This is a genomic window from Mesorhizobium sp. M0778, from assembly GCF_040320105.1.
Taxonomy (GTDB): Bacteria; Pseudomonadota; Alphaproteobacteria; order Rhizobiales; family Rhizobiaceae; genus Mesorhizobium.
The window spans coordinates 537,008-559,133 of sequence record NZ_JAMYPA010000001.1 but is presented as its reverse complement, the minus strand read 5'-3'; the positions used below and the strand labels follow the sequence as shown (position 1 = coordinate 559,133).

Here is a 22,126-nt window from a genome sequence, read left to right as displayed (position 1 = left end):
GAACGCCGTGATGAACCATCAGCCCATTGGCCCATCCGATGCCCGCATCGCGGCACAATCCCATTTCCGCAGTTTGCGCCTCGACACGCCGTTCCAAGCGCGCATTGATGCGCTGGCTAAGACGAACGACTGGTACAATTGGGCCGGCTATCGCGCCCCACATTCCCTATGGGACGAGGATCTCGAATATTTCGCCATCCGCAGCCAGGCCGCTCTGTTCGACATCTCGCCGATGACGAAGTACCGCATCGAGGGACCGGATGCCGAGACCTTCCTCGACCGCCTGACATTGCGCGACGTAACTAGGCTGAAGCCCGGCCGCGTCAACTACACCGCCTGGTGCGACGATCAGGGCTTTGTCCTCGACGACGGCACGTTGTTTCGGCTATCGCCGACACGGTTCCGGCTGTGCTCGCAGGAGCGGCATCTGCCGTGGCTTCTGGACAGCGCCATTGGCTTCGACGTGGCGGTTGAAGAAGAGACCGAAACCGTCGCCGGCCTCGCCTTGCAAGGCCCGACCTCCTTTGCCGTGCTGCGCGATGTAGGTTTTGCAGGTATAGAAAAACTGAAAATATTCGACCTCGCCGAGTTTCCGCATGACGGCGTCACCATCACCATCTCGCGCACCGGCTTCACCGGCGATCTCGGCTACGAGTTGTTCGTGCAAACGGATAAGGCGCTCAGCCTCTGGGATCGGCTGATGACGGCGGGCGAGCTGCGCGGCATCCGCGCCATCGGCTACGCCGCATTGAACCGCGCCCGGCTCCAAGCCGGGCTGATCGTCGCCAATGCAGATTTCGTCACCGCCGAGCATGCCATCCGCGCCGATCGCCTGCGCATGCCGGACGAGATCGGCCTCGGCTTCATGGTCGACTTGGAAAAGGGTCATTTCAACGGCCGCCGCGCAATACTCCACGCACGGGCGAAGAAGCGTCTTCGCCATGTCCTGGTCGGGTTGCAGATCGAGGGCAATATCCCGGCCGAGCACGCGATCGTCTACCACAGGAAAAGCCAGGAGGTCGGGCTGGTCAGCGCCGCCATGTGGTCGCCAATGGCCAAGCGCAACATCGCCATCGCCTCGCTGACGCGGCCGTTCGGCGAGACCATCGTCGACGACCTCTGGGTCGAGATCTACGCCATGCGCGAGCTGCAGTACCAGAAGCTGATGAAGCGGGCCAAAATCGTGGCGCGGCCGTTCGTCAGGCTCGACCGCCGCACCGCCAATCCGCCCGCGGATTTCTGAGCATGTCCGACGAAGCCGAACGTCATGAGGATGACGCCGAAGCCGCCGAACAGTGGCAGCTGGTCAACACGCCGCTCGGCGAAAAATGGTCGGGCCGCACCCGCTATGCCGCGGCCATGTTCTTCTACAAACGCGGCGAGATGAGCGCTGAAACGCTGGAGGTCTACCGCATTTGTGCGAGGCTGGACTCGACCGATCCGCTGCCGATCATCCGCGATCGCGGCATTGGCCAGGACTGGCTTAAACGCATAGGTTTTGAATAACTCGCCCTGGGGCGTGTTGAGATTCAGGTCAGGCCGAGTCGAAAATTGTGGGTTCCGAGAACCGGAGCGGAGCGTACTTTTGGGTGCCCTAGCCGATGGTCTTTTCCAGCATACTGAGCCAATTGCGATAGGCGATCTTCTCGATCAACGCGCGCCCGAAGCCGCGTGCTGCGAACGCGTCGAGCAGCTTCGGCAGGCCGGCAACGTCGCCGATCACGGCAGGAATCATGGCGCCGTCGAAATCCGAGCCGAGGCCAACGCCGTCTTCGCCCAGCGCCTGCAGCAGCGAATCGACATGGCGCACCATGATGTCGAGGCTGGTGTCGGCGTTCATCCTGCCGTCCTCACGCAGGAACCCGGTGGCGAAGTTCAGCCCGACCATGCCGCCCGAGTCGCGGATTGCGCCGAGCTGCCATTCGGTGAGGTTGCGCGAATGGCCGCAAATCGCGTGCACGTTGGAGTGGGTCGCGACCAGCGGTGCATCGCTGATTTCGACGACGTCGCGAAAACCTTTTTCGTTGAGATGCGAAAGATCGATCATGATCTTCAGCTGGTTGCAGGCTTTCACCAGCGCCTTGCCGGCATCGGTCAGCCCTGGCCCTGTATCGGGCGACGACGGAAAACGGAACGGCACGCCGTGGCCGAAGGCATTGGGACGGCTCCAGACGATACCGAGCGAACGCAGGCCGGCTGCGTGGAGGACGTCAAGCAGGGTGAGCTCAGGATCGATCGCCTCGACCCCTTCGATATGGAACACCGCCGCGATCGAGCCTTGCGCCATCGCCTTCCTCACGTCGCCGGCGCTGCGGCAAACGGTGAGCGCCGAAGCCCGCTCCAGCCTGAACAGGATCGAGGCCATCGCCATGGTGGAGTTGAGCGCATCGGCGCGCGGAACCTCGGGCGGCAAGGGCTCGCTGTCACTCGGCGCCAGCGGCACCGAGCCGCGTTTGGATTTCTCGACAGGCGGCGGGAAGATCGCGAACATGCCGCCGGCAAATCCGCCTTTCTTCGCGCGCGGCAGGTCGATATGGCCACCCGGCGTCCCCTCGACGAACAGCTTTTCGACGTCCGCATCCTTCGACTGGTAGAGCCTGAGCAGCGTATCGTTGTGGCCGTCGAAGACGGGAACGAGATCGGATTCGGTCATGGAGGGCCATTCGGTTGAAGTGGTCGGGCCGCAGACGGCGAGCCGGTTTGTTGGCAATACTTAGGCAAGACGGGCGCTTTTCGCAAATCCCGCATGTTGCCGGTGTGTTTGTACGCCTCCAATGGCCGAAGAGGCCCGCGGTAAAGCCGCGCACCCTTTCTCCTGTCATTCATCGATGGCTGTCTCTTACCGCTTCAGCACGTCCGCCCATTCCGGATGGCGACGGAACTGGGCATTGGCGAACGGGCAAAGCGGGATGATCGTTTTGCCCGCCGCACGCGCATCCTCGACGGCACGGGTGACCAGGCGAAGCCCCGCGCCCTGGCCGCGAAATGCATCCGGCACTTCGGTATGGTCGATGATGATCTGGTGCTCGCCGATCTTGGTGAAAGTCATCTCCGCCTCGGCGCCGCCCGGCCCACGCAGGAGATAGCGGCCCTTCGAGCCGCGGTCCTGCAGTTCGATCTCCGGCAATAGGTCAGACATGGCTTGCGGTCCTTTCGTCCGGCGCCACGGCGAACAACCGCCGCGCCGCCTCGATCTCGCTCGGCCGCACCTCATGGCCGCCGTCATGCCACTCGACTGTGACATCGGCGCCATCGGCGCGCAAATAGGCTTCGAGCCGCACCGTCAAATTAGGCGGACAGATCGGGTCCCGCCTGCCGGCGGTGACCAGGATGTGACTGCCGCCAAGGCTGCCCTTGACCTCCGGCTCGAACGGGATCAGCGGATGCATCAGCACCGTTGCGTCGAACAGCGACGGCTCGGCAAACAGCACCGAGGCCAGGATGTTGGCGCCGTTGGAGTAACCGAGGCCGAGCACCGAAGATGGCTTTGCCGCCTCGACATGTGCCTTGACGAAGCCGGCCATCTTCTCTGTCGCTCGCGTGAGGTCGCCCATGTCGTAGACGCCCTCGCCGGCGCGGCGAAAGAAGCGTGCAGCGTCTTGTTCCGAAACATCGCCGCGCGGAGCGACGATCGTCGCCTGCGGCACAAGATCGCGTCCAAGCGACAGAAGCTGGGCCTCGTCGCCGCCGGTGCCATGGAAGACGAAGAGCAGCGGTCCATCAGGCGAACCGGGCAGCACCTTGTGAATATACGAATCCTTACTCACGACGTTGCCCTCAGTCTTCCAGTTTCTGCAGATGCTGCTCGAGATAGGGCCGCAAATGCTGGTGTTGTGACGGCAGCTTCAGCGCCTCACCAAGATGGGCGGTGTCCTCGTCGCGGTCGAAGCCGGGCTCGTTGGTAGCGACTTCGAACAGCACGCCGCCCGGTGTGCGGAAGTAGATCGCCCAGAAATAGTCGCGGTCGATTACCGGCGTCACCTGATAACCGGTATCGAGCAGCGCCTTGCGCACTTCGAGCTGCTTGGCGCGGTTCTCGACGGCGAAGGCGACATGGTGGACCGAGCCGGCGCCGAGATTGGCGAAGCCGGCCCCTGGCAGCGATTCGATATCGACGACATCGGCGCCGTTGCCGTTCTTCACCGTTAGCCGCCTGACATTGCCGGACTTGTCGACCTCCTCATAACCCATGAATTTCAGCAACTCTTCGGTGGCGCCACTATCTTTCAGCCTGAGCGACACTGAGTGAAAGCCGCGGATCGCCTCGTCAGTGGGAATGCCACCCTTGGCCCAGGGCGCTCGGCTGTCCGCTCTGTCCTCGACCAGCGCAAAACCGTCGCCGTCGGGACCGGCGAAGGCAAGACGCTTCTCGCCGAACGTCTCCTCGCGAGAAAGCCCTGTGACACCTTGCTCGGCAAACCGTTTCTCCCAATAGCCGAGCGTGCCCTCGGGCACCGAGTAAGTGGTTGTGCCGACTTCGCCGACTCCATGGCGGCCCTTGCCGATGTTGGGGAAGGGGAAATAGGTCATCACCGAGCCGGGCATGCCGACCTCGTCGCCGTAATAGAGGTGGTAGACGTCGGGCGCGTCGAAATTGACGGTTTTCTTGACCCGCCGCAGGCCGAGCGTCCCGGTGAAGAATTCATTGTTCTGGCGCGCGTCGCTGGCCATCGAGGTGACGTGATGCAGGCCCTTGACCTGGTCGAGCATGTTTCTGCTCCTTCCCTTGTACTGGTGCGGCCCTTGCCGCTGTCCACGCAAATATGAGGATCCGGCTCCTGGCTGCAAAGATGGCAAACACAGAATGGACTGTGCTGTTAAAGTGAACGATCAAACAGGTTTTGTTCACCATTCGGCAAACTGGACCGGCTTGCATATTCGCCGAAATTGCGCTCCATGAGCGACGTAGCCGGCATGAGGATATAGCGGTTGATTGGAAAACGCCCCAACATTCTCCTGATCACCTGCGACCAGTGGCGCGGCGACTGCCTATCGGCTGCTGGCCACAAGGTGGTAAGAACGCCGAATGCCGACGCGTTGGCTGCAGAGGGCATTCTTTTCAAGAAGCACTATGGCGGCGCCGCGCCTTGCTCGCCGGCGCGCGCCTGCCTCTACACCGGCCTCTACCAGATGAACAATCGTGTCTGCCGCAATGGCACACCGCTCGACGCCCGCCACGGCAACATAGCGCTCCGGGCGCGTGCCCTCGGCTATGAACCGACGCTGTTCGGCTATACTGATATGGCACGCGATCCGCGTACGCTGGCGCCTGGCGACCCGCAGCTGAAGAGCTATGAAGGCGTGCTGCCCGGCTTCACCGTACGTCAGCTTCTGCCCGAGCACCAGAAGCCTTGGCTGTCATGGCTCAAGGCGCGCGGCGTCGATGCCGGCGCCGGCTCCCCCGACATCCATCTCCCGGTGGGTGAAATCCCGGAAAACGACGGCGGGGTTAGCAACGCCCCGCCCGTCTATTCGAAGGACGAAACGCCGTCGGCCTTCCTGGCCGGCGAATTTATCCGCTGGCTCGGCGAACAGGAGCGCGATGCGCCGTGGTTCGCGCACCTTTCCTTCATCAGTCCTCACCCACCCTTCATCGTGCCGGCGCCTTACAACGCCATGTACGATCTGGCCATCGGTCCAGCTTTTGACCGCGCCGAAAGCTGGCAGGCCGAAGCAGCAAGCCACCCTTATCTCGCCTATGAACTTGACCGGCAGGAACGGTCGAAATTCCGGCCCGGCTCGGAGGGCAAGGTGCGCGACTGGGGCGACGATAATTTTCGCCGCATTCGGGCGCTTTATTACGGCATGATCTCGGAGAGCGATGCGCAGCTTGGCCGGGTCTGGCAAGCAGTCAAGGCGGCCGATGCATGGGACGACACCGTCATCGTGCTGACCTCCGACCACGCCGAGATGATGGGCGACCATTTCATGCTGGGCAAGGGCGGCTTCTTCGACGGCAGCTTCCATATTCCGCTGATCATTCGCGATCCGCGCCGCCGAAAGGCTGTCGGCAGCAGCGTCGACCGCTTCACCGAGGCGGTGGATTTGGCGCCGACCTTGCTCGAGCTCACTGGCGGCGAAGTGCTGCCGCATCTCGACGGCCGCTCGCTGGCGCCTTTCCTGGACGCGACGGAGCCGGACGCCTGGCGCGACGCGGCCCATTGGGAGTTCGATTTCCGCTCGATCGCGGATGGTGATGCCGAACGGTATTTTGGCATCGGTCAACGCCAGTGCAATCTCGCCGTCATCCGTACGGAAAAGTACAAATATGTGCATTTCGGCGGTGGCCTGCCGCCCTTGCTCTTCGACCTCGAGAAAGACGCCGGCGAGGTGACCAGCGTCGCGGACGACCCAGCCTATCGGCCGGCGCGGCTGGAACTTGCCGAAAAGCTCCTTGCCTGGCGGGCCGAGCATCTCGACCAGTCGCTGGCGCTCGCCGAGTTGACGCATGACGGCGTTACCGGCCATGTCGCGGGCCTGCCTTTTGCGTCGACATGAGAAAGCCCGCGCCGTTGCCGGCGCGGGCTTACCTGTCGACTGAGATGCAGCTTACCGCATGATCATGCGCTGTTTGTCGCGGTTTTGCGCATAGCTGCCCTTGTCATAGGCGGCCTGCGCCTCGAGCTGCTCCTTGGTGAAGTTCGTGTAGAGATAGCGCTTGCCGTTCTTGTCGGTCATGAATTTCAGGTTGTCCATACCGACTGCCACCTCCTTCTCGCCGACGCCGAGGAAGCCGCCGACGTCGATGATGACTGCGTCGACCTTCTTGTCGCCGCTCAGCACGACGTCGCCGATCTCGCCGACATTGGCATCATTGGCGCCGTAAACGGTTGTTCCAACCAGATCCTCGGCCCGGATTTCGCCTATCGGCATTTCAGTCAGCGTCGACTTGTCGATCGAGCCGGTCTTGGTCTGGTCGGCCGCGGAATTAGCCGTGGGCGCCGGCGCCGGGGCATTTTGAGCCGTTTTACTGGCTTGGTCAGTGTTGCTGGTCGTCGCGGTGTTGCTGGCCGTCACGGTAGGCGTGACGGTGGCAGGCGCAGTAGCCGCGGCATCGTTCGACGCAGTGGTTGCCGGGGCCGGATCATAGGCCTTGCGGTTGAAGTCCGGTTGTGCCTGCAGCTCTTCCTTGGTCGTTTGCGCGACCAGCCAGCGATCGCCGTTCCTCTCGGCCCACTGCGCCTTGTCGAAATCATAGGCGACGTTCTTTTCGCCGATGCCGAGGAAGCCGCCGACACCGATGATCAGCGATTGCGCCTTGGCTTCCTTGTTGATGACGATGTCGTTCACGTCACCGATGTTTTGGGCGTCGTCGCCGGTGCCGTTATAGACGGTCTCGCCGATGATATTGGTGGCGAGATTGCCCTCGGCGCGCTTCACTGGCTCAGCCGGCGCGGCAGGCGCCGGGGTTGTATTTTGCGCGCTGGTGGAAGGGGCGGCAGGCGCCGCATTATCCGCCGAAGCTGGTGGCGGAGGCGGATCGTAAGGCCTCCGGTCGAAATCCGGCTGAGCCGTCAACTCATCCTTCGTCGTTTGCGCTATCAGCCAACGGTCGCCATTTCTTTCGGCCCATTGCATCTTTTTGTAGTCGAAAGCGACGTTCTTGGTTCCTATGCCAAGAAAACCGCCGACGCCGATGACGACGGATTTTACCTCGCCGCGCTCGTCGAAGACGACGTCGCTGATGTTGCCGATATTCTGGGCATCGTCGCCGGTGCCATTATAGACGGATTCGCCGATGATGTTGGTGGCAAGGCTGCCCTCGGCACGTATCGCCGGAGCGGTATCCTGGGCGGCGGGTGGTTGCGCCGGCGCCGGGGTCGTCGCCGATTGCGCAAATGCACCCGTCGCAATCAATGTTGCGACTGCTGTCGTGGTTAAAAGGGTGCGGATCATCTTAGTGTCTCCTCGTCGGTGATTTCGTGCACGCCCTGCCCGCCTGGCGTCACTGCGGGCGCAGCGTCTTCTGCATGTTCACAACGTTGTGACCACACTGTTGTTCCGAAAAAAGCCGCGGTGCACCCTGTGCGATGTCAATGGTTCTCGGATTCGCCGCGCTGGTCGAACGGAACATTTTCTCGGCCGCCCCGTTCCACTCCCGGCTGGGGCCCCGCCCCGGCCCGATAGGTGCTGGAAAATGGAACGGCCATGCGGTTTGCAGCGGTGCTGAACAAGGACGGGGGCACCCTGCGCACCATCGATCTTGAGGCCTTCGCCAGCCGGATGCGCGGCACGCTTGAGACTGCCGGCCACTCGATCGATATCGAAATCGTCGCCGGCAAGGATATCGTCGCCACGCTGGACGGCGTAGCTTCCAGGCGCGGCATCGACGTCGTGCTGGCGGGCGGCGGCGACGGCACCATTTCGGCCGCGGCAGCCCGTTTGATGAATGGGGAGAAGGCGCTGGCAATTCTGCCGGCTGGCACAATGAACCTTTTTGCGCGCGGCCTCGGTATTCCGCAGACCCTCGATGCGGCACTGAAATCGTTTGCGGACGGCGAGGTGATGGCGATTGACATTGCAACAGCCAACGGCCGGCCTTTCGTGCATCAATTCTCGATCGGCATGCACGCCAGGATGGTGCAACTGCGCCAGAAGATGGAATTCGGCTCGCGGCTGGGGAAGATGCGTGCTTCGGTGCGAGCCGCTTGGGCAACGATCAACAATCCACCGGCGATGAACGTAACGCTGACGGTCGGTGAGGCCGAGATCAGAACCCGGATCACCGGTATCGGCATCACCAACAATCTGTTCGGCGAGGGCCACCTGCCCTATGCCGACAATCCGGCAGGCGGCGTGCTGGGCATCTATGTCACCGTGGCACGGCGGCGCGGCGAATTGATCAGGTTCCTCTTTGACGTCGCCCGTGGGAAATGGCGCGGCAACGAGCATGTCGAAATCCATCAGGCAAACCGCGCCGTTTTGAAAATCCATTCGACGAACAGGAAAGTTCAGGCCGTCATGGACGGCGAACTGGTAAAGCTCGATCGCGAGACGACCGTCGAAATCCATCCGCGCGCGTTGAATGTTCTCGTCCCGGCGCGCGCCGCCGAGGCAAAGGTTGCCTGACGTGAGGTAGCGTGATGTGGGGTTGCGTGATGCGGGTTGGCACGAGAGATGGAGAGAGTTTAGCCGCTGGGTGTGTTGCCCTGCTCGGTCTTAGGCGTCTCGATCATCCAGCCGTAGATTTCGGCGACGCCCCAGGCGATAAAAGCCAGCAACAGCGCGGCGATCAGGATACGAAGGACATGCTGACCCCGCCGCCCTTGTCGGGCTTTGTTTTCAGGAACGATTTTTGGCATGGTCTGGCTCCATATTTGGCGCCGGCAGGCGTAGCTAGCAGGGCATTGGCTGGTAACGGCTCCCCGCTGCGAAAGTTCCGGCTCGACAAGGCGGCAAACGGGCCGGTTGGCCTGATCAATCAGCGGGGCCGGCCACTGGGGGCGTAGTGGACGACAATAGCCAGACAAAGCCGGGCCTGCCGGTCGATATTCGCCATGTGGTGGGCGCTGCGGACCGCCTTGCCGTGCTGCACGGCCTCGACGCGCTGGATACGGCTGCCGACCCTGATTTCGACCGTATCAGCGGTCTTGCCGCTTCGGCGATGCAAACGCCTGTCGCACTGATCACGCTGGTCGATGCCGAGCGGCAGTGGTTCAAGTCCTGTATCGGCCTCAACGAGACCGAAACCGCAACCGAGACATCGTTCTGCGCCTATACCATCGCAGCCGGCGACGTGCCGATGGTGGTGGCCGACGCGGCGACGGATCCGCGGTTCAAAGCCAATCCGCTGGTCACCGGCGAGCATCATATCCGCTTTTACGCCGGCGTGCCGATCGTAGTCGACGGCGCACTGATCGGCACGCTCTGCGTGCTCGACCGGAAGCCGCACGCACGTCCCTCTTCTGTCCAGATCGACCAACTGTCGGCGCTAGCTGGCCTCGCCGCGAGCCTGTTCACGCTGAAGGATGCAACCCGCAGCGCAGCGATTGCCGAGGCCGCACTGGCTCGAGAGGAAAAGCGGCGCGCTATTGCGCTCGATGCAGCTTCGCTCGCCAGTTGGGCATGGGATATCCGCAGCGACATGATCGACTGCGATGTCCTGCTGTCCGAATTGTTCAACTTGCCCAAGTCGAACAGGCTGAGAGCGCGCGACATCCTGACCGCCATCGACCCGCGCGACGTTCATCAGACCGAAACACGCTTTCGCGACGCGCTGACCGGCAGCGACGATTATTTTGGCGAATACCGTGTCAAAGGCCTCGATCCGCCGCGATGGATCGCAACGCGCGGCCGCGTCATAGAGCGCGACGGCGAGGGCAAGCCGACGCTGATCTTCGGCGTCAACTACGACATCACCGAACGCAAGCTTGGCGAAGAACGTCAACGGCTGTTGCTGCGCGAGCTCAATCACCGCGTCAAGAACACTTTGGCAACCGTACAGGCGCTGGCGACGCAGACCGTTCGCCATGCCCGTCAGCCAAGCGAATTCCTTGAAGCTTTCAGCGCCAGGCTGCAGGCGCTGGGCGTTGCGCACAGCCTGCTGTCGGACCGCGAGTGGCGCGGCATCGGCATTCGGGAGTTGGTGGAGATCGAAGTAAAGCCGTTTCAAACCGCTGGACAATCGCGCATGGCGATCTCCGGCACCGATGTCCTGCTCTCACCCGACCAGGCAGTCGGACTCGGCCTGATCCTGCATGAACTGGCAAGTAACGCACTACAACATGGGGCGCTCTCGGTTTCTTCCGGAAAGGTCGATCTCAATTGGAAGGTGCAAGGCAGGAAGGGTGCACGACGTCTGTTGCTGGCTTGGCGTGAAAGCGGCGGCCCGCGGGTTGCGCCGCCCGAACGCCATGGCTTCGGCTCGATCCTGATCCGCCGCAGCCTGGCCAAGGTCATTTCCAGCGAGGTGACCCATGAATTCCGGCCCGACGGCGTAATCGCGGAAATATCGATGCCGCTCGACGATTTGTGACGCGAGGATTTTTCGACCGGGCGCCAGAATCGTTTGGGCCGAACTATCCGCTTCCGAACTATTTCCCTTTGCCGGTATCCGGATCGTCGGAGTCGGGCTTCACGTTCTCGCGGTAGATGGCGTAGGCTGCGAGTGCTATCGCCGGGCCGAGAATGGCGCCCAATCCGCCCTTCGCCACGCCACCTTTGCCCTTGAGCAGCGCCGGCAGCACGGCGAGTGCTGCGGCGATGCCGACCGCCTTCATGTCGGCGTTGCGTCGCTTCGCCCGGCGTCTGGCGCGCGAGCCGGCCGACATCCGGTAGACGAGCAGGATGAGACCGGCGATTGCCAGAAAGCCGATCCCGAAGCTCAACGACGCTGCCATCGGTCCATAGCGGGCCGCCGTCCAGATATAGGCTGCCCCGACTAGGAAGCCGAGGCCGCACAGCGCCGCGAGTGCTGCGACCGAATAGACCATCGCAGCGACGCGCGCGCGTTGTATCGCCGCAATGGTTTCGCCCGAGGCGAGGCCCGAGATCAGCGATGCAAGCATTCCCATGCGTGCAGAACTAGCGGCGCGCGAGGAGTGCGAAGAGGAACCCGACGCCTGCGGCGATCGCCAGCGAAGTCACAGGCTTTTCGCGCATATGGGCTATCAGCTGCGCCTCGATGTCTTTGGCGTTGCTGCGCAGGCTGTCGAAGGCTGCTTCGCCCTGGGTTCGCAACTGCTCGACGCCCTCGGCGGCGGCGCGCCGCGCAGCCCCGTAGCCATGTTCGCCAGTTTTGGCCAACAGCTTGGTAAGTTGGTCGATGTCGGCCTTCAGTTGTGCGATGTCGGCCTCAATATCGGAATTCGTGCGGGCTTCGTTCGCGGCCTTTCCTGCGGCAGTCGCCATTGCTTCACTCTCCTTGCTTTTGCTCGGTCGAAAACGCCCAACAGACCCCAAGGTTCCGGCACGAACCTCTTCTAACCCTATCTCCGGCAGCGCTCGTTGCAAATGCCTTGCAAGGGCCGCGGCCGACGCATCCGCCGGCATGTCTTTTTTAAATGACAGCATGCCAAATAGCGATCATGACTTCCCCGGTTTGAAGATAGAGGCGCATTTAAGGAGATATTGCTGCGTGGGCCCATCGCTTGACGGTTTGCGGATTCTTATCCTGGAAGATGAGTTCCTGATTGCCATGGATATCGAGCAGCTTTGTCGCGACTACGGCGCGCTCGATGTGGTCATCGCCCGTGATCTGACTGAGATCGAACAGCAAGACGTTACCGCGCAGTTCGACGTGGCCATCGTCGACCTCATGCTGAGCGGCGTTTCGACGCTTCAATTTGCTTCACGGCTGCGTGAAGCTGGCATCCCGTTCGTCTTCGCCTCGGGCCAGTCGGATATGGACGAGATCAAGAAATCGTTTCCCGGCGTCAGACTGGTCACCAAGCCCTATTCGGGAGACGATCTCGTCGAGGCAGTGGCAGCGGCCTGCAGGCGCTGAGGGCGCGGAGCGGCTCGAACACGCCCACGCTTCACGCTGCCGTCGACCCCGTTACCTGAGCCGAAATTGCGTCCGGGCCATACTCGTCTTCACCGGAGATCTTCAAGATTTCCTGCAGCCGCGTGCGGGCGCGGCTGACGCGGCTCTTGATCGTTCCGACGGCGCAGCCGCAGATCTCGGCCGCTTCCTCGTAGGAGAAGCCCGATGCGCCGATGAGGATAATGGCTTCGCGCTGGTCTTCGGGCAGCAACTCGAGCGCGCCGCGAAAGTCTTCGAGGTCAAGCTGGCCGTGCTGGGCCGGATGAACGGCAAGTCTGGCCGTCATGACGCCATCGCTGTCCTGCACCTCGCGGCCGCGCTTGCGCATCTGCGAATAGAATTCGTTGCGCAAGATCGTGAACAGCCATGCCTTCAGATTGGTGCCGGGCTGGAAGCTTTCATGCTTGTCCCAGGCCTTGACTAATGTTTCCTGCACCAGGTCGTCGGCCTTGTCGGCATTTTGCGTCAGCGACACGGCAAAAGCCCGCAGGCTCGGGATCGAGCCGAGCAAGTCGGTCTTGAAGCCCTGGGAGACGGCCGCCATGCCTCAGTCCTTCTTCTGTACAGGTTCGGCCTTTTCCAACTGGCTGAGCAGTTGTGCGAAGCGATCCGGCACATTGTCGGAGACCAGCTCGTCGTAATATTGTTTGAGTTTGCGGCCGATTTCCGAGTTCGGCCCAAGCGGGTCGCGGGAAGCAGCCCGGCGCCCGTTGCCAACGCCAGCCGTGGTAGCTTTCGTCATGTTCTTCATTTCGCCCTTTGTCCCAGCCTTAAGCCGCCCTTCAACACATAACGCAAGGCAAGCGGCAGCCTCGTCTGGTTGCCCAACCCCGCCCTAAACGCCAGCCCGCATACTTAGTTCCGCATGACCGGAACTTTTTCGCACAACCCGCGTTTTTAACTTTGGGCTTGCGAACCGTTTTTAGCTGTAACATGTAATCACGTCATATGAGGGAGACGTCCGATATGAGCCTATCAGCAACCATCGCTCCGCACCTGCCGTTCCTGCGCCGCTTCTCGCGCGCGGTATCCGGATCGCAGGAGAGCGGCGACGCGTTGGTCGCCGCAATGCTCGAGGCCATCATTGCCGATGTCGATATCTTTCCGGACGCATCGAACGACCGCATCGCACTCTACAAGGTCTTTGCCAAGCTCTTCACCTCGGTGGCCATTCGCGTTCCGCAGGAGCATGCCCAATCGGCATGGGAGCAGCGCGCCGCGGCCAATCTGAATGCAATCGCGCCTCGTCCCCGCCAGGCCTTTCTGCTGGTCGCCGTCGAAGGCTTCAGCGAAGACGAGGCGGCGGAGATTCTCGACGTCGACGAACAGGAATTCTCAGAACTTCTCGCTCAGGCGAGCAACGAGATCTCCCGTCAGGTGGCAACCGACGTGCTGATCATCGAGGATGAGCCGCTGATCGCCATGGATATCGAGGAAATGGTCGAAAGCCTCGGCCACCGCGTCGTCGGAACAGCGCGCACCCACGCGGAGGCGGTGGCGATGTTCGGCAAGGCGCGGCCAAAGATGGTGCTTGCCGATATTCAGCTCGCCGACGGCAGTTCGGGCATCGCGGCCGTCAATGAAATCCTGTCGTCCACCTCGGTGCCGGTGATCTTCATCACCGCCTTTCCCGAGCGGTTGCTCACCGGCGAGCGGCCGGAACCGGCTTTCCTCGTCACCAAGCCATTCAACCCGGATATGGTCAAGGCTCTTATCAGCCAGGCCCTGTTCTTTGACCGGCACGCGAAGGCCGCGGCATAAAACAGCTGGCGACCGAGTTGCGGCCGCCAGGGTGTGGGATAGCCACTCCCCTTGGACCGGATGGGGGCGTGACGCCGACTTAACACACGACAGCCAACTGCTGCCGAACCTGACGAGAACCTTTTCGCACACACCGCAGCAATTCGGGCCGTAACGATTTTCAGCATCGTCTTTTTCGGGAAATGGTGGAACAAACGGAGGCGAATCACGTTTTCACCGCAGCATTGGAAGGAGATGGATCATGCTTTACTGGGCGCTCGTATTTCTCGTCGTGGCGATCATCGCCGGTGCGCTTGGTTTCGGCGGCATCGCTGGCACTTCGGCCGGCATAGCGCAGATATTGTTCTTCATCTTTCTCGCCTTCCTGATCATATCGCTTATTGCCGGCCTGATCAGACGGGCGTGAATGCCAAGCGGCCATTCAAGCGAACACTGGAAGCCGCACCCCTCAAACGGTTTCCAGCCACCGCCGGGCAGTGTCCTCCAACGGGATGCCGCTCGGCGGACCGCTTTTTAGGGCTCGATCCGAAGCTCCTCCTTTTGGAACCCATTTTTCCGTGAGCCGTTCAGCCCGACGTGGGTTGAGCAAATTACCGATGCGTTCCAGAGTCGGAAAAATGAAAGACCGCGGCCAGAGGGATGAGATCATCGCTCTGCATCCCGCCGAAAGCGGAATGCAGCTTGGCCGAGCCCTTCTCCACGCCTTGCACAATGCCGGGATTTCCGTTCTATACCAGGATCGCGAGATGAAGACGGTGTGGGCGCGCAACATGCGCGCACCATGGACCTCTGATGCCTCCGACAACAACGGCATCTTGCCGCCGGCGCAGGCAGAGCGTATCGGCGCCGCCAAGCACGACGTCATCGTCTCCGGCAATCCTCAACATCTCGAACTCAGCGTGCCGGCCGATGATGGCGCCCGCTGGTTTCAGGTATGGATCGACGCCGACCGCAGCGAGACCGGCGCGGTGCAGGGCGTCGTGACCACCATGGTCGAAACAACCGAGCAGAAACGCCGGGAGCAGACGCTGAAGGCGCTGCTGCGCGAGGTCAGTCACCGCTCCAAGAACCTTTTGGCCATCATCCAGAGCATCGCCACCCAGACGGGGCGTTATTCCGGCAGCATTGACGATTTCCTGACGCGTTTCCGGGGCCGATTGCAGTCGCTGGCCTCCTCGCAGGACCTAGTTACGTCATCCAACTGGCGGGGAGCGGCGCTGCGCGAGCTGGTTTCCGGTCAGGTCGGAAGGTACGGCGCGGACCCCATGCACAGCCTGCGTTTCCGCGGCGCAAATCCATATCTCAATCCCAATGCTGCCTTGCACATCGGCTTGGCCATGCATGAGCTCGCCGTCAATTCGGTCAGCTATGGCGCGCTGTCGCGCAGCGATGGTTTCGTCGAGGTGACGGCCGATCTGACGGCCGCTTCCGCTGGCGAGCCTGCGCTGTCGCTGACATGGGCCGAAGTGATCGGAGCCAACGACAATCAACGCAGCGAGAAGCGTTTTGGCAGCGTCGCACTTGAACGCGTCGTGCCCACTTCGTTGAATGGAACGGCGACACTTGAGATCACCGGGAACCGCCTCGAATACCGTCTTGTCGTTCCTCACGGCAATTTCGAGACGGATTGAACGAACGGCGGCCGCAGGAAGAAGGCTGGCTGCATCACCCCGCCTTAACCGACTGTTCACCATAAAGTCCGATCCTGTCCGAACGTGCCGATTCAGCGGACATTGATTGAGTTTGGCACAATATGAAAGGAATGGGCCTTGACGGCTGCCGACTTGAACAGACTGGAACAGGCCGCTCGCGTCTCGATGGGCGGTTTTCAGGATCCCGACGTGTCCGCAGCGCCCGCGCCTCGTGCTTTGCCCCTTCGCTTCGCCGCCTTTGCGCTTATGGCCGCGATCGTCCTGACCGCCGCGTCCCAGTTGATCTGATCGAGCTCGCCTCTGCTTGATTCCTTTGAAACCGCGGCCGAGTGCACGGCGGCGCGCCCCCGTTCGCGGTCATCGACCGGCAGGGCCAAGCCCAACATGTCGGCGCCAAATGTCTTGCCGTCGATCCTGCGCTCGAGGACGGCTATGACAGGATTGTCTGGAATGTGCATCCCGACGCCACGCTCGATGCGTCCTTGGAGATTTCCGAGTTCGTGGTAGCATCGAACGGCGCACGTCCGAAAAGACTATCTTAATCAACAATGAAATCGTGCGCGCAGAGGCCGCACTTTCATGCTAGATGGCGGCTGGAGCTTGTTAAAGTGAGGACAAAGTGAGGATGACTCCATGCGGAAGATGATTATTGCCATGGTTGCCGTGGTTGCGGTCAGCGGCTGCACCACCACGGAAGAGAACGTGGGTATCGGCACTGTGGGCGGCGCGCTTATTGGTGGCGCTGTCGGCGGCGGCAAGGGCGCTTTGATCGGCGCTGGCGCTGGTGCGATTGGCGGTCTGCTGGTTCGCCGCCTGCAAAATGGCTACTGCCAATACAGAGATCGTCACGGCCGGATCTACACAGCTCGCTGCAACTAGTTTCGAGTTCCAGGCGAACAGCAAACGCGGAGGCAGACCACCTGTCTCCGCGTTTGCACTTCCAAAGCGCTGTCGCGATGCGGCTCACGAGACGGCGTTTCAAGCCGGCAGCGGAACCTTGATTTCCACGTTCAAGCCGTTTTCGTGAAAATCGCGCCTGATTGTGCCACGCAACTCGCGTGTGACGTTGAGATCGATCAGTCTGGTGCCGAAACCGCTCTTCGCCGGTGTCTCGAGCTTCCTCTGCCCGGCCTCGCGCCAGTTGAGAGCCAATGTCCGGGCTCCGCCGCGGCCTTCGAGCGACCAGTCGACCTTGAGCGCACCGACTGAATTGCCGGTTTCGCCATGCTTCAGCGCATTCGTCGCCAGTTCGTGAAAGACGAGGCCGAGTGCCTGCGTCGTCTTTTCGTCGAGAAGAACCTCCGGTCCCGACAACAGCCCTTCAGGAAGCTCGCTTCCGAACACTTGGCCAAGCTCGATGCGCAGCAGGTCGCCGAGATCGGCTTTCTGCCAGCGTGAGCGCGTCAGCATGTCCTGGGAAGCCGCCATCGCCTGCAGCCGAGCCGAAAATGATGCCGAGAACTCTTGGACGTCGGCGGTGTGCGATGCTGTCTGGCGCGCGATTGCCAGCACCCGCGTGATCGAGTTCTTGATGCGATGCTTCATCTCCTGCAGCATCAGGTCTTTTTCCAGCAGGCTCTTTTCGGTCGTTTCGTGAAGCAGCGAGACCGCCTCATAGGCCCGCTCCTGATAGCGGGCCACCAGCGCGATGGCGCCCGCAAGCAGTAGCCCGAACAATCCGAGCATCACCGGAATGGCACGCGAGGAAGGTTGCGAGAAAGCACTTGTCGGCCTGAACAGGACGACCCACGGCCGACCGGCAACGGTGATCTTGCGGGTGATCAGCAGCCTGTCGCCAAGGGCTGAAACAGGCGGCGTTTCCGACTGGAACAGCAGGTTGTCACTGTTCACAGCGCCGTCATAGATTTCGGTGTTGACCGGCAACAGAGGTGCCCGGCTGAGCGCAGCCTGGAACAGGTCCCGGGAGCGGAAGGCCGCATAGAGGAAGCCGGCAGTCGAAGATCTCGATGCGTTGACGGCGTCCGGCGCGGTTTCGACATTGAGCCGGACGAAGACGAGGAACCCGGTGAAGGTCTGCGCGGCACCCGTATCCTTGCCGAGCTGCACGAGCCCGCTGGCGTGCAGCTGGTCGTCGACCATCGCCTTTTCGATCGCCTCGCGCCGCACCGGCCCGGCGAACATATCATAACCGATGCTGGATTTATTGGACGGGTCCAGCGGCTCGAACAGCACGATGGGCGTACGCCACGGCAAGTTCGTGTCGGGATAGATCGGATGGCTTGCGCCGTGATCGTGCAGGATATCGCGCTCGACCGCCGCCTCGTTTTCAGTTTTCGCCAGGCGGAGGAAGCCGATGCCGCGCAGGCCGGCGAAATTATTGTCGATGTCGAGCGCGTTGAAGAAAGCCTTGAACTCGCCTTGCGAGATACCGCCATTGCGCGCATCGAACAATGCCCGGGTTGAGCGCAGCAGCGACAGGTCCAGGTCGATGCGGCTTTCGATCCGGTTAAGCGCGTCGTCCGCCGTCGCCTCGAATTTTATACGGGCGGCTTCCTGGGTGGCAAAATAGGCAAAACCCGCCATCGTCAGGCTGATCAGCGCGACGGCGATGAAAGCTACGGTCGGAAAGAGTTTCTTCAATTGCCGATACGTCCCGTGGACGGTTCGGCATCTTTATGGGCAACTCCCGACGCCAACACAATGGGGAGGCCAAAGCATGGTGACTGCTGGCACATTTTGGCGACTTGTGATTAGCCGGCTAATTCTCGTTCAGGCCGCGATCTTCAGGGCGCCCGGCCCTGGGATGGCGCCGGGCGGGCACTTGCCGAGGATGATCATGCCGAGCACCTCGTCCTGGGTGACATCGGTCGTGCGCGCCGTGCCGACAACCCGACCGTTCTTCATGACGCAGACGCGGTCGGCAAGCTCGAACACGTCATGGATGTCATGGCTGATCAGGAAGATGCCGATGCCGTCGGCCTTGAGCTGCCTGACCAGTTCGCCGACCTGTGCCGTCTCCTGCGGCCCGAGTGCCGCTGTCGGCTCGTCCATGATCAGGATGCGGGCGTTGAACAGGATGGCGCGGGCGATCGCAACCGACTGCCGCTGGCCGCCCGAAAGCTTTACCACCGGCTCCTTGAAGCGTTGGAAGCGCGGATTGAGCCTGCCCATCACCTTGCGCGCCTCAGCCTCCATGGCGACGTCGTCGAGCGTACCCCAGCCGGTCATCAGCTCACGGCCGAGAAACAGGTTGGCAGCCGCGTCGACATTATCGGCCAGCGCCAGCGTCTGGTAGATCGTCTCGATACCGTACTTCTTGGCGTCGCGGGGATTGGAGATCGAAGCCTCCTCGCCGTTGACGAAAATCTGGCCCGCATCGCGCTTGTAGGCGCCGGACAGGATTTTTATCAACGTCGATTTGCCGGCACCGTTATGGCCGAGCAAAGCCATCACCTCGCCCGGAAAAAGATCGACCGAGGCATCGTCGACGGCGCGAATGCCGCCGAAGGCGATCGAGATGTTGCGCATGTCGATCAGCGGCGTGCCCGTGGGAGCGGTCCTGTCTGCCATGCTCGTTCTCCTCACTAGACCCGTTTGCGATAGACGGTATCGAGCCACACCGCGACCACCAGCACGGCGCCGACAACGATGCTCTGCAGCGGCGAATCGATGCCGAGCAGCACCATGCCGGATTGCAGCGACTGCATCAAAAGCGCGCCGAGCATGGCGCCGAGCACCGTGCCGGAGCCGCCGGCGAGCGACGTGCCGCCGATCACGGCCGCCGCGATGACCAGCAGCTCGTCCAGGGTCCCCAGCGCATTAGTCGACGCGTTGAGGCGCGCCGATGCGATCGCCGCACTGATCGCGGCCAGCACGCCCATGATCATGAACACCTTCATGGTGACCCAGCGTGTGTTGATGCCGGCGAGTTCGGCCGCTTCCGGATTGCCGCCTATGGCAAAGACATAGCGGCCGAAACGGGTGCGTCTGGTGATGAAGGTCATGACGATGCCCGCGGCCACGGCCATCAGCACAGGTATGGCGATGCCGTGGGCGATGAACAACCCGCCCTCGGGAACGGTGATGCCGTTCTGCTGGGCATATTGGCGTACGATGCCGACCGGCCAAGGATAGGAATTGGCGATCCACACGGCGCCGAGGATGGCGGCGCAGGCTATCACGCCGAGCAAGCTTTCCGCCCAGACAGGGCGCAGCGGAAAGTTGAAGCGCTTGCGCTGCGAGCGGCCGTTGAAGAGCATGAAGGCAACGGCCGCGCAGGCGAGGACACCGACGATCCAGCTCCAGGTGGCGCCGATCGAGCCCCGTGGTCCGCCGCCCATCAGCTGGAAGGTCCTGTCCAGCGGCGCAACGGTGCGCCCGCTGGATCAGCCATGCCATGCCGCGCCAGACCAGCAATCCGCCGAGCGTCACGATAAAGGCAGGAACCTGGAGATAGGCGATGATGAAACCCTGAAACGCTCCGATAGCCAGGCCGAGCACCAGGCCGGCGGCCAGTGCGATGACCCACAGCCAGGGGCTGCCAAGCTGAAATCCCATGATGCGGACGAGGAATTCGGCCTGCGCCACGCCCATCACCATGCCGATCACGCCTTCCACGGAGCCGACGGAAAGATCGATGTTGCGCATCACGATGACCAGCACCATGCCGGTCGCCATGATCGCCACCGACGAGGTCTGCACCGAAAGGTTCCAGAGATTGCGCGGCGTCAGGAAGAGCCCGCCCGACAGTATGTGGATCCCGACCCAGATGACCAGCAGCGCGCCGACCATACCGAGCATGCGCGTGTCGAGTTCGGTTGCCTTCAGAAATCGGGCAACGACGCCGAGCTCCGATTCCCGCGCCCGGTCTGCCGTCGAGCTGTCGACCGGCGTGTTGGAAGTCGTGTCGGTCATGATGTTTCTCCCGCCGGGTTGCCGTCTGCCGCGGATGCCGGAAGCAGCCTAGAAGTTATCCGCCGGAAGCGGAAAAACAATTCTTTCTTGAAAAAACGCCGCGGCAAGCGGCCGCGGCGTTCGGACTTCTCGGAAACTCGGATCAGTTGCAGACCGGAACAGCGCCCGCCGCCACGCCCGCGCAGACCTCTTCTTTCTTGATCCAGCCGGCGTCGATGACGACGTTGAGGTTGTCCTTGGTGATGGCGACCGGGGTCAGGAACAGGGACTTTACGGTGTTGCCGCCGGGCGTGGTGAAATCCTTCACGCCGGCAATGTCGGTCATCTGCTTGCCGTCGGCCAATTGCGAGGCGATCTCGGCGGCGTTCTTGCCGAGCTCGCGCGCGTCCTTCCACACCGAGACCGTCTGTGTGCCGAGCGCGATGCGGTTCAGCGCGGCGTGGTCGCCGTCCTGGCCCGAGACCGGAACCGATCCAGCCAACCCTTGCGCCGTCAGTGCGGCGACGACGCCGCCGGCAGTGCCGTCGTTAGCGGCGACCACCGCATCGACCTTGTTGTCGTTCGCGGTCAGGAACTGTTCCATGTTCTTCTGAGCGTTGGCCGGCAGCCAGCCGTCGGTATAGGCCTCGCCGACATTCTTGATCTTGCCGCTGTCGATGGCGTCCTTCAGCACTTCCATCGAACCGGCAAAAAGGAAATCGGCATTCGGATCGGCGCCCGAGCCCTTGATGAAGACATAGTTGCCTTCCGGCTTCACCTTGAACACGTCGCGGGCCTGCATGCGGCCGATTTCCTTGTTGTCGAAGGTCAGGTAAAAGACGTCCTTGTTCTCGATCAGCCGGTCGTAGCCGACAACCGGAATACCTTCGTCCAGCGCCTTTTGCACGGCCGGCCCTATCGCCGAGGCGTCCTGCGCCAGGATGATCAGTGCGTTGGCGCCCTGCGAGATCAGGCTCTCGACGTCGGTTAGCTGCTTGCCCGGATTGGACTGTGCGTCGGCGGAGATATACTTGTCGCCGGCAGCCTCGATGGCCGCCTTCATTGCGGCTTCGTCGGTCTTCCAGCGCTCTTCCTGGAAGTTCGACCAGGAAACGCCGATGACCTTGTCCTTAGCCTGCGCCACCGACGCAAGCGCCAGCGTCATGGCGACACCCGCCAGAATGGCGGTCGTGAATTTCTTCATCATATCCTCCCTGCGCCGCGTACGGCGTGACCAATTGGCCCCAAAGGCCAGCTTAGAGGCGCTAATTTTTTCGAGCCTCGAAAAAATACTGGCCCGATCTCCCGCTGCTGTCAACATCGATTCTGATGGATTTTGATGTTGCTGCGACTTTTTTCGAGCTTCGGAATAAAC

The 22,126-nt window shown here is 62.0% G+C and carries 24 protein-coding genes and 1 pseudogene; 11 read left to right on the top strand and 14 right to left on the bottom strand.

Annotated features, from left to right (window positions below; translation table 11 throughout):
- The first annotated feature begins 10 nt into the window (after nt 1–10).
- Complete coding sequence (locus NKI22_RS02880; RefSeq protein WP_023720905.1) at nt 11–1,243, top strand: aminomethyl transferase family protein; 1,233 nt, start codon at nt 11–13, stop codon at nt 1,241–1,243.
- Between the two features lie 2 nt (nt 1,244–1,245).
- Nucleotides 1,246–1,506 (top strand): hypothetical protein, encoded by a 261-nt coding sequence (locus tag NKI22_RS02875; protein ID WP_023720906.1) that lies wholly within the window; start codon nt 1,246–1,248, stop codon nt 1,504–1,506.
- An 88-nt stretch (nt 1,507–1,594) separates the two neighbouring features.
- On the opposite strand, the gene NKI22_RS02870 is transcribed toward NKI22_RS02875, so the two are convergent.
- The 4 genes from NKI22_RS02870 to NKI22_RS02855 all read right to left on the bottom strand — a co-directional run bounded on the left by NKI22_RS02870 (nt 1,595) and on the right by NKI22_RS02855 (nt 4,710).
- Nucleotides 1,595–2,653 carry a dipeptidase gene (locus NKI22_RS02870; RefSeq protein WP_352547168.1) on the bottom strand — a complete coding sequence of 353 codons (1,059 nt, stop codon included), beginning with the start codon at nt 2,651–2,653 and terminating at the stop codon, nt 1,595–1,597.
- Between the two features lie 186 nt (nt 2,654–2,839).
- Nucleotides 2,840–3,139: a GNAT family N-acetyltransferase gene (locus NKI22_RS02865; RefSeq protein WP_023720908.1), complete on the bottom strand. Its 300-nt coding sequence runs from the start codon at nt 3,137–3,139 to the stop codon at nt 2,840–2,842.
- Entirely contained in the window at nt 3,132–3,767 is a 636-nt protein-coding gene (locus tag NKI22_RS02860; protein WP_023720909.1) for an alpha/beta hydrolase, read from the bottom strand. The genes NKI22_RS02865 and NKI22_RS02860 overlap by 8 nt, the downstream gene beginning before the upstream one ends.
- Nucleotides 3,768–3,777: 10 nt before the next feature.
- Nucleotides 3,778–4,710, bottom strand: a complete 933-nt coding sequence (locus NKI22_RS02855) for a VOC family protein (protein WP_023720910.1) — start codon at nt 4,708–4,710, stop codon at nt 3,778–3,780.
- A gap of 219 nt (nt 4,711–4,929) precedes the next feature.
- Between NKI22_RS02855 and NKI22_RS02850 the strand changes: the two genes are divergently transcribed.
- Nucleotides 4,930–6,498 carry an alkaline phosphatase family protein gene (locus tag NKI22_RS02850; RefSeq protein ID WP_023720911.1) on the top strand — a complete coding sequence of 523 codons (1,569 nt, stop codon included), beginning with the start codon at nt 4,930–4,932 and terminating at the stop codon, nt 6,496–6,498.
- Between the two features lie 51 nt (nt 6,499–6,549).
- On the opposite strand, the gene NKI22_RS02845 is transcribed toward NKI22_RS02850, so the two are convergent.
- Complete coding sequence (locus tag NKI22_RS02845) at nt 6,550–7,896, bottom strand: PRC-barrel domain-containing protein (RefSeq protein WP_352480849.1); 1,347 nt, start codon at nt 7,894–7,896, stop codon at nt 6,550–6,552.
- A 252-nt stretch (nt 7,897–8,148) separates the two neighbouring features.
- Between NKI22_RS02845 and NKI22_RS02840 the strand changes: the two genes are divergently transcribed.
- Nucleotides 8,149–9,069, top strand: a complete 921-nt coding sequence (locus NKI22_RS02840) for a diacylglycerol/lipid kinase family protein (protein WP_352547166.1) — start codon at nt 8,149–8,151, stop codon at nt 9,067–9,069.
- A 59-nt stretch (nt 9,070–9,128) separates the two neighbouring features.
- Here the strand turns inward: NKI22_RS02840 and NKI22_RS02835 are convergent, their stop codons facing one another.
- Nucleotides 9,129–9,302 carry a hypothetical protein gene (locus tag NKI22_RS02835; protein WP_023720914.1) on the bottom strand — a complete coding sequence of 58 codons (174 nt, stop codon included), beginning with the start codon at nt 9,300–9,302 and terminating at the stop codon, nt 9,129–9,131.
- Nucleotides 9,303–9,448: 146 nt separating this feature from the next.
- Between NKI22_RS02835 and NKI22_RS02830 the strand changes: the two genes are divergently transcribed.
- On the top strand, nt 9,449–10,975 hold the full coding sequence (locus NKI22_RS02830; RefSeq protein WP_023720915.1) for a sensor histidine kinase: 1,527 nt from the start codon (nt 9,449–9,451) through the stop codon (nt 10,973–10,975).
- 58 nt (nt 10,976–11,033) lie between these two features.
- On the opposite strand, the gene NKI22_RS02825 is transcribed toward NKI22_RS02830, so the two are convergent.
- Together NKI22_RS02825 and NKI22_RS02820 are read right to left on the bottom strand one after the other, a co-directional pair.
- Complete coding sequence (locus NKI22_RS02825; protein ID WP_023720916.1) at nt 11,034–11,513, bottom strand: hypothetical protein; 480 nt, start codon at nt 11,511–11,513, stop codon at nt 11,034–11,036.
- A 10-nt stretch (nt 11,514–11,523) separates the two neighbouring features.
- Nucleotides 11,524–11,850, bottom strand: a complete 327-nt coding sequence (locus NKI22_RS02820; RefSeq protein ID WP_023720917.1) for an ElaB/YgaM/YqjD family protein — start codon at nt 11,848–11,850, stop codon at nt 11,524–11,526.
- Nucleotides 11,851–12,076: 226 nt separating this feature from the next.
- On the opposite strand from NKI22_RS02820, the gene NKI22_RS02815 reads away from it, so the two are divergent.
- On the top strand, nt 12,077–12,445 hold the full coding sequence (locus tag NKI22_RS02815; protein WP_023720918.1) for a response regulator: 369 nt from the start codon (nt 12,077–12,079) through the stop codon (nt 12,443–12,445).
- A gap of 31 nt (nt 12,446–12,476) precedes the next feature.
- On the opposite strand, the gene NKI22_RS02810 is transcribed toward NKI22_RS02815, so the two are convergent.
- Both NKI22_RS02810 and NKI22_RS02805 read right to left on the bottom strand, forming a co-directional pair.
- A complete protein-coding gene (locus NKI22_RS02810) occupies nt 12,477–13,028 on the bottom strand; it encodes a sigma-70 family RNA polymerase sigma factor (RefSeq protein ID WP_023678544.1) in 552 nt (183 codons plus the stop codon).
- 3 nt (nt 13,029–13,031) lie between these two features.
- Nucleotides 13,032–13,235 (bottom strand): NepR family anti-sigma factor, encoded by a 204-nt coding sequence (locus NKI22_RS02805; protein ID WP_023720919.1) that lies wholly within the window; start codon nt 13,233–13,235, stop codon nt 13,032–13,034.
- 215 nt (nt 13,236–13,450) lie between these two features.
- Here NKI22_RS02805 and NKI22_RS02800 point away from each other — a divergent pair, with 215 nt between their 5' ends.
- The 5 genes from NKI22_RS02800 (at nt 13,451) to NKI22_RS02780 (ending at nt 16,776) form a co-directional block, all read left to right on the top strand.
- Nucleotides 13,451–14,245 carry a response regulator gene (locus NKI22_RS02800; protein ID WP_023678542.1) on the top strand — a complete coding sequence of 265 codons (795 nt, stop codon included), beginning with the start codon at nt 13,451–13,453 and terminating at the stop codon, nt 14,243–14,245.
- Nucleotides 14,246–14,486: 241 nt separating this feature from the next.
- A complete protein-coding gene (locus tag NKI22_RS02795; protein ID WP_023678541.1) occupies nt 14,487–14,651 on the top strand; it encodes a DUF1328 domain-containing protein in 165 nt (54 codons plus the stop codon).
- Between the two features lie 190 nt (nt 14,652–14,841).
- The gene (locus tag NKI22_RS02790) at nt 14,842–15,876 is read left to right on the top strand and encodes a sensor histidine kinase (RefSeq protein ID WP_352515608.1); all 1,035 of its coding nucleotides are present in this window, start codon (nt 14,842–14,844) and stop codon (nt 15,874–15,876) included.
- 138 nt (nt 15,877–16,014) lie between these two features.
- A complete protein-coding gene (locus NKI22_RS02785) occupies nt 16,015–16,185 on the top strand; it encodes a hypothetical protein (protein WP_352494195.1) in 171 nt (56 codons plus the stop codon).
- 345 nt (nt 16,186–16,530) lie between these two features.
- The gene (locus NKI22_RS02780) at nt 16,531–16,776 is read left to right on the top strand and encodes a YMGG-like glycine zipper-containing protein (protein WP_006328050.1); all 246 of its coding nucleotides are present in this window, start codon (nt 16,531–16,533) and stop codon (nt 16,774–16,776) included.
- A 99-nt stretch (nt 16,777–16,875) separates the two neighbouring features.
- Here NKI22_RS02780 and NKI22_RS02775 read toward each other — a convergent pair whose 3' ends face one another.
- The 4 genes and pseudogenes from NKI22_RS02775 to xylF form a co-directional block, all read right to left on the bottom strand.
- Nucleotides 16,876–18,498 carry a CHASE domain-containing protein gene (locus NKI22_RS02775; RefSeq protein ID WP_352817753.1) on the bottom strand — a complete coding sequence of 541 codons (1,623 nt, stop codon included), beginning with the start codon at nt 18,496–18,498 and terminating at the stop codon, nt 16,876–16,878.
- Between the two features lie 129 nt (nt 18,499–18,627).
- Nucleotides 18,628–19,428: an ATP-binding cassette domain-containing protein gene (locus tag NKI22_RS02770; protein ID WP_023720922.1), complete on the bottom strand. Its 801-nt coding sequence runs from the start codon at nt 19,426–19,428 to the stop codon at nt 18,628–18,630.
- 14 nt (nt 19,429–19,442) lie between these two features.
- A pseudogene (locus NKI22_RS02765) lies at nt 19,443–20,772 on the bottom strand (sugar ABC transporter permease).
- A gap of 142 nt (nt 20,773–20,914) precedes the next feature.
- A complete protein-coding gene (gene xylF / locus NKI22_RS02760; RefSeq protein ID WP_352958188.1) occupies nt 20,915–21,955 on the bottom strand; it encodes a D-xylose ABC transporter substrate-binding protein in 1,041 nt (346 codons plus the stop codon).
- Between the last annotated feature and the right edge of the window lie 171 nt (nt 21,956–22,126).

Bases quoted from the DNA above. Each gene is read 5' to 3' on its own strand.
- NKI22_RS02880 (WP_023720905.1), top strand. From the start codon at position 11: ATGAACCATCAGCCCATTGGCCCATCCGATGCCCGCATCGCGGCACAA.
- NKI22_RS02875 (WP_023720906.1), top strand. From the start codon at position 1,246: ATGTCCGACGAAGCCGAACGTCATGAGGATGACGCCGAAGCCGCCGAA.
- NKI22_RS02870 (WP_352547168.1), bottom strand. From the start codon at position 2,653: ATGACCGAATCCGATCTCGTTCCCGTCTTCGACGGCCACAACGATACG.
- NKI22_RS02865 (WP_023720908.1), bottom strand. From the start codon at position 3,139: ATGTCTGACCTATTGCCGGAGATCGAACTGCAGGACCGCGGCTCGAAG.
- NKI22_RS02855 (WP_023720910.1), bottom strand. From the start codon at position 4,710: ATGCTCGACCAGGTCAAGGGCCTGCATCACGTCACCTCGATGGCCAGC.
- NKI22_RS02845 (WP_352480849.1), bottom strand. From the start codon at position 7,896: ATGATCCGCACCCTTTTAACCACGACAGCAGTCGCAACATTGATTGCG.
- NKI22_RS02840 (WP_352547166.1), top strand. From the start codon at position 8,149: ATGCGGTTTGCAGCGGTGCTGAACAAGGACGGGGGCACCCTGCGCACC.
- NKI22_RS02835 (WP_023720914.1), bottom strand. From the start codon at position 9,302: ATGCCAAAAATCGTTCCTGAAAACAAAGCCCGACAAGGGCGGCGGGGT.
- NKI22_RS02825 (WP_023720916.1), bottom strand. From the start codon at position 11,513: ATGGGAATGCTTGCATCGCTGATCTCGGGCCTCGCCTCGGGCGAAACC.
- NKI22_RS02820 (WP_023720917.1), bottom strand. From the start codon at position 11,850: ATGGCGACTGCCGCAGGAAAGGCCGCGAACGAAGCCCGCACGAATTCC.
- NKI22_RS02810 (WP_023678544.1), bottom strand. From the start codon at position 13,028: ATGGCGGCCGTCTCCCAGGGCTTCAAGACCGACTTGCTCGGCTCGATC.
- NKI22_RS02805 (WP_023720919.1), bottom strand. From the start codon at position 13,235: ATGAAGAACATGACGAAAGCTACCACGGCTGGCGTTGGCAACGGGCGC.
- NKI22_RS02800 (WP_023678542.1), top strand. From the start codon at position 13,451: ATGAGCCTATCAGCAACCATCGCTCCGCACCTGCCGTTCCTGCGCCGC.
- NKI22_RS02795 (WP_023678541.1), top strand. From the start codon at position 14,487: ATGCTTTACTGGGCGCTCGTATTTCTCGTCGTGGCGATCATCGCCGGT.
- NKI22_RS02790 (WP_352515608.1), top strand. From the start codon at position 14,842: ATGCGTTCCAGAGTCGGAAAAATGAAAGACCGCGGCCAGAGGGATGAG.
- NKI22_RS02780 (WP_006328050.1), top strand. From the start codon at position 16,531: ATGCGGAAGATGATTATTGCCATGGTTGCCGTGGTTGCGGTCAGCGGC.
- NKI22_RS02770 (WP_023720922.1), bottom strand. From the start codon at position 19,428: ATGGCAGACAGGACCGCTCCCACGGGCACGCCGCTGATCGACATGCGC.
- xylF (WP_352958188.1), bottom strand. From the start codon at position 21,955: ATGAAGAAATTCACGACCGCCATTCTGGCGGGTGTCGCCATGACGCTG.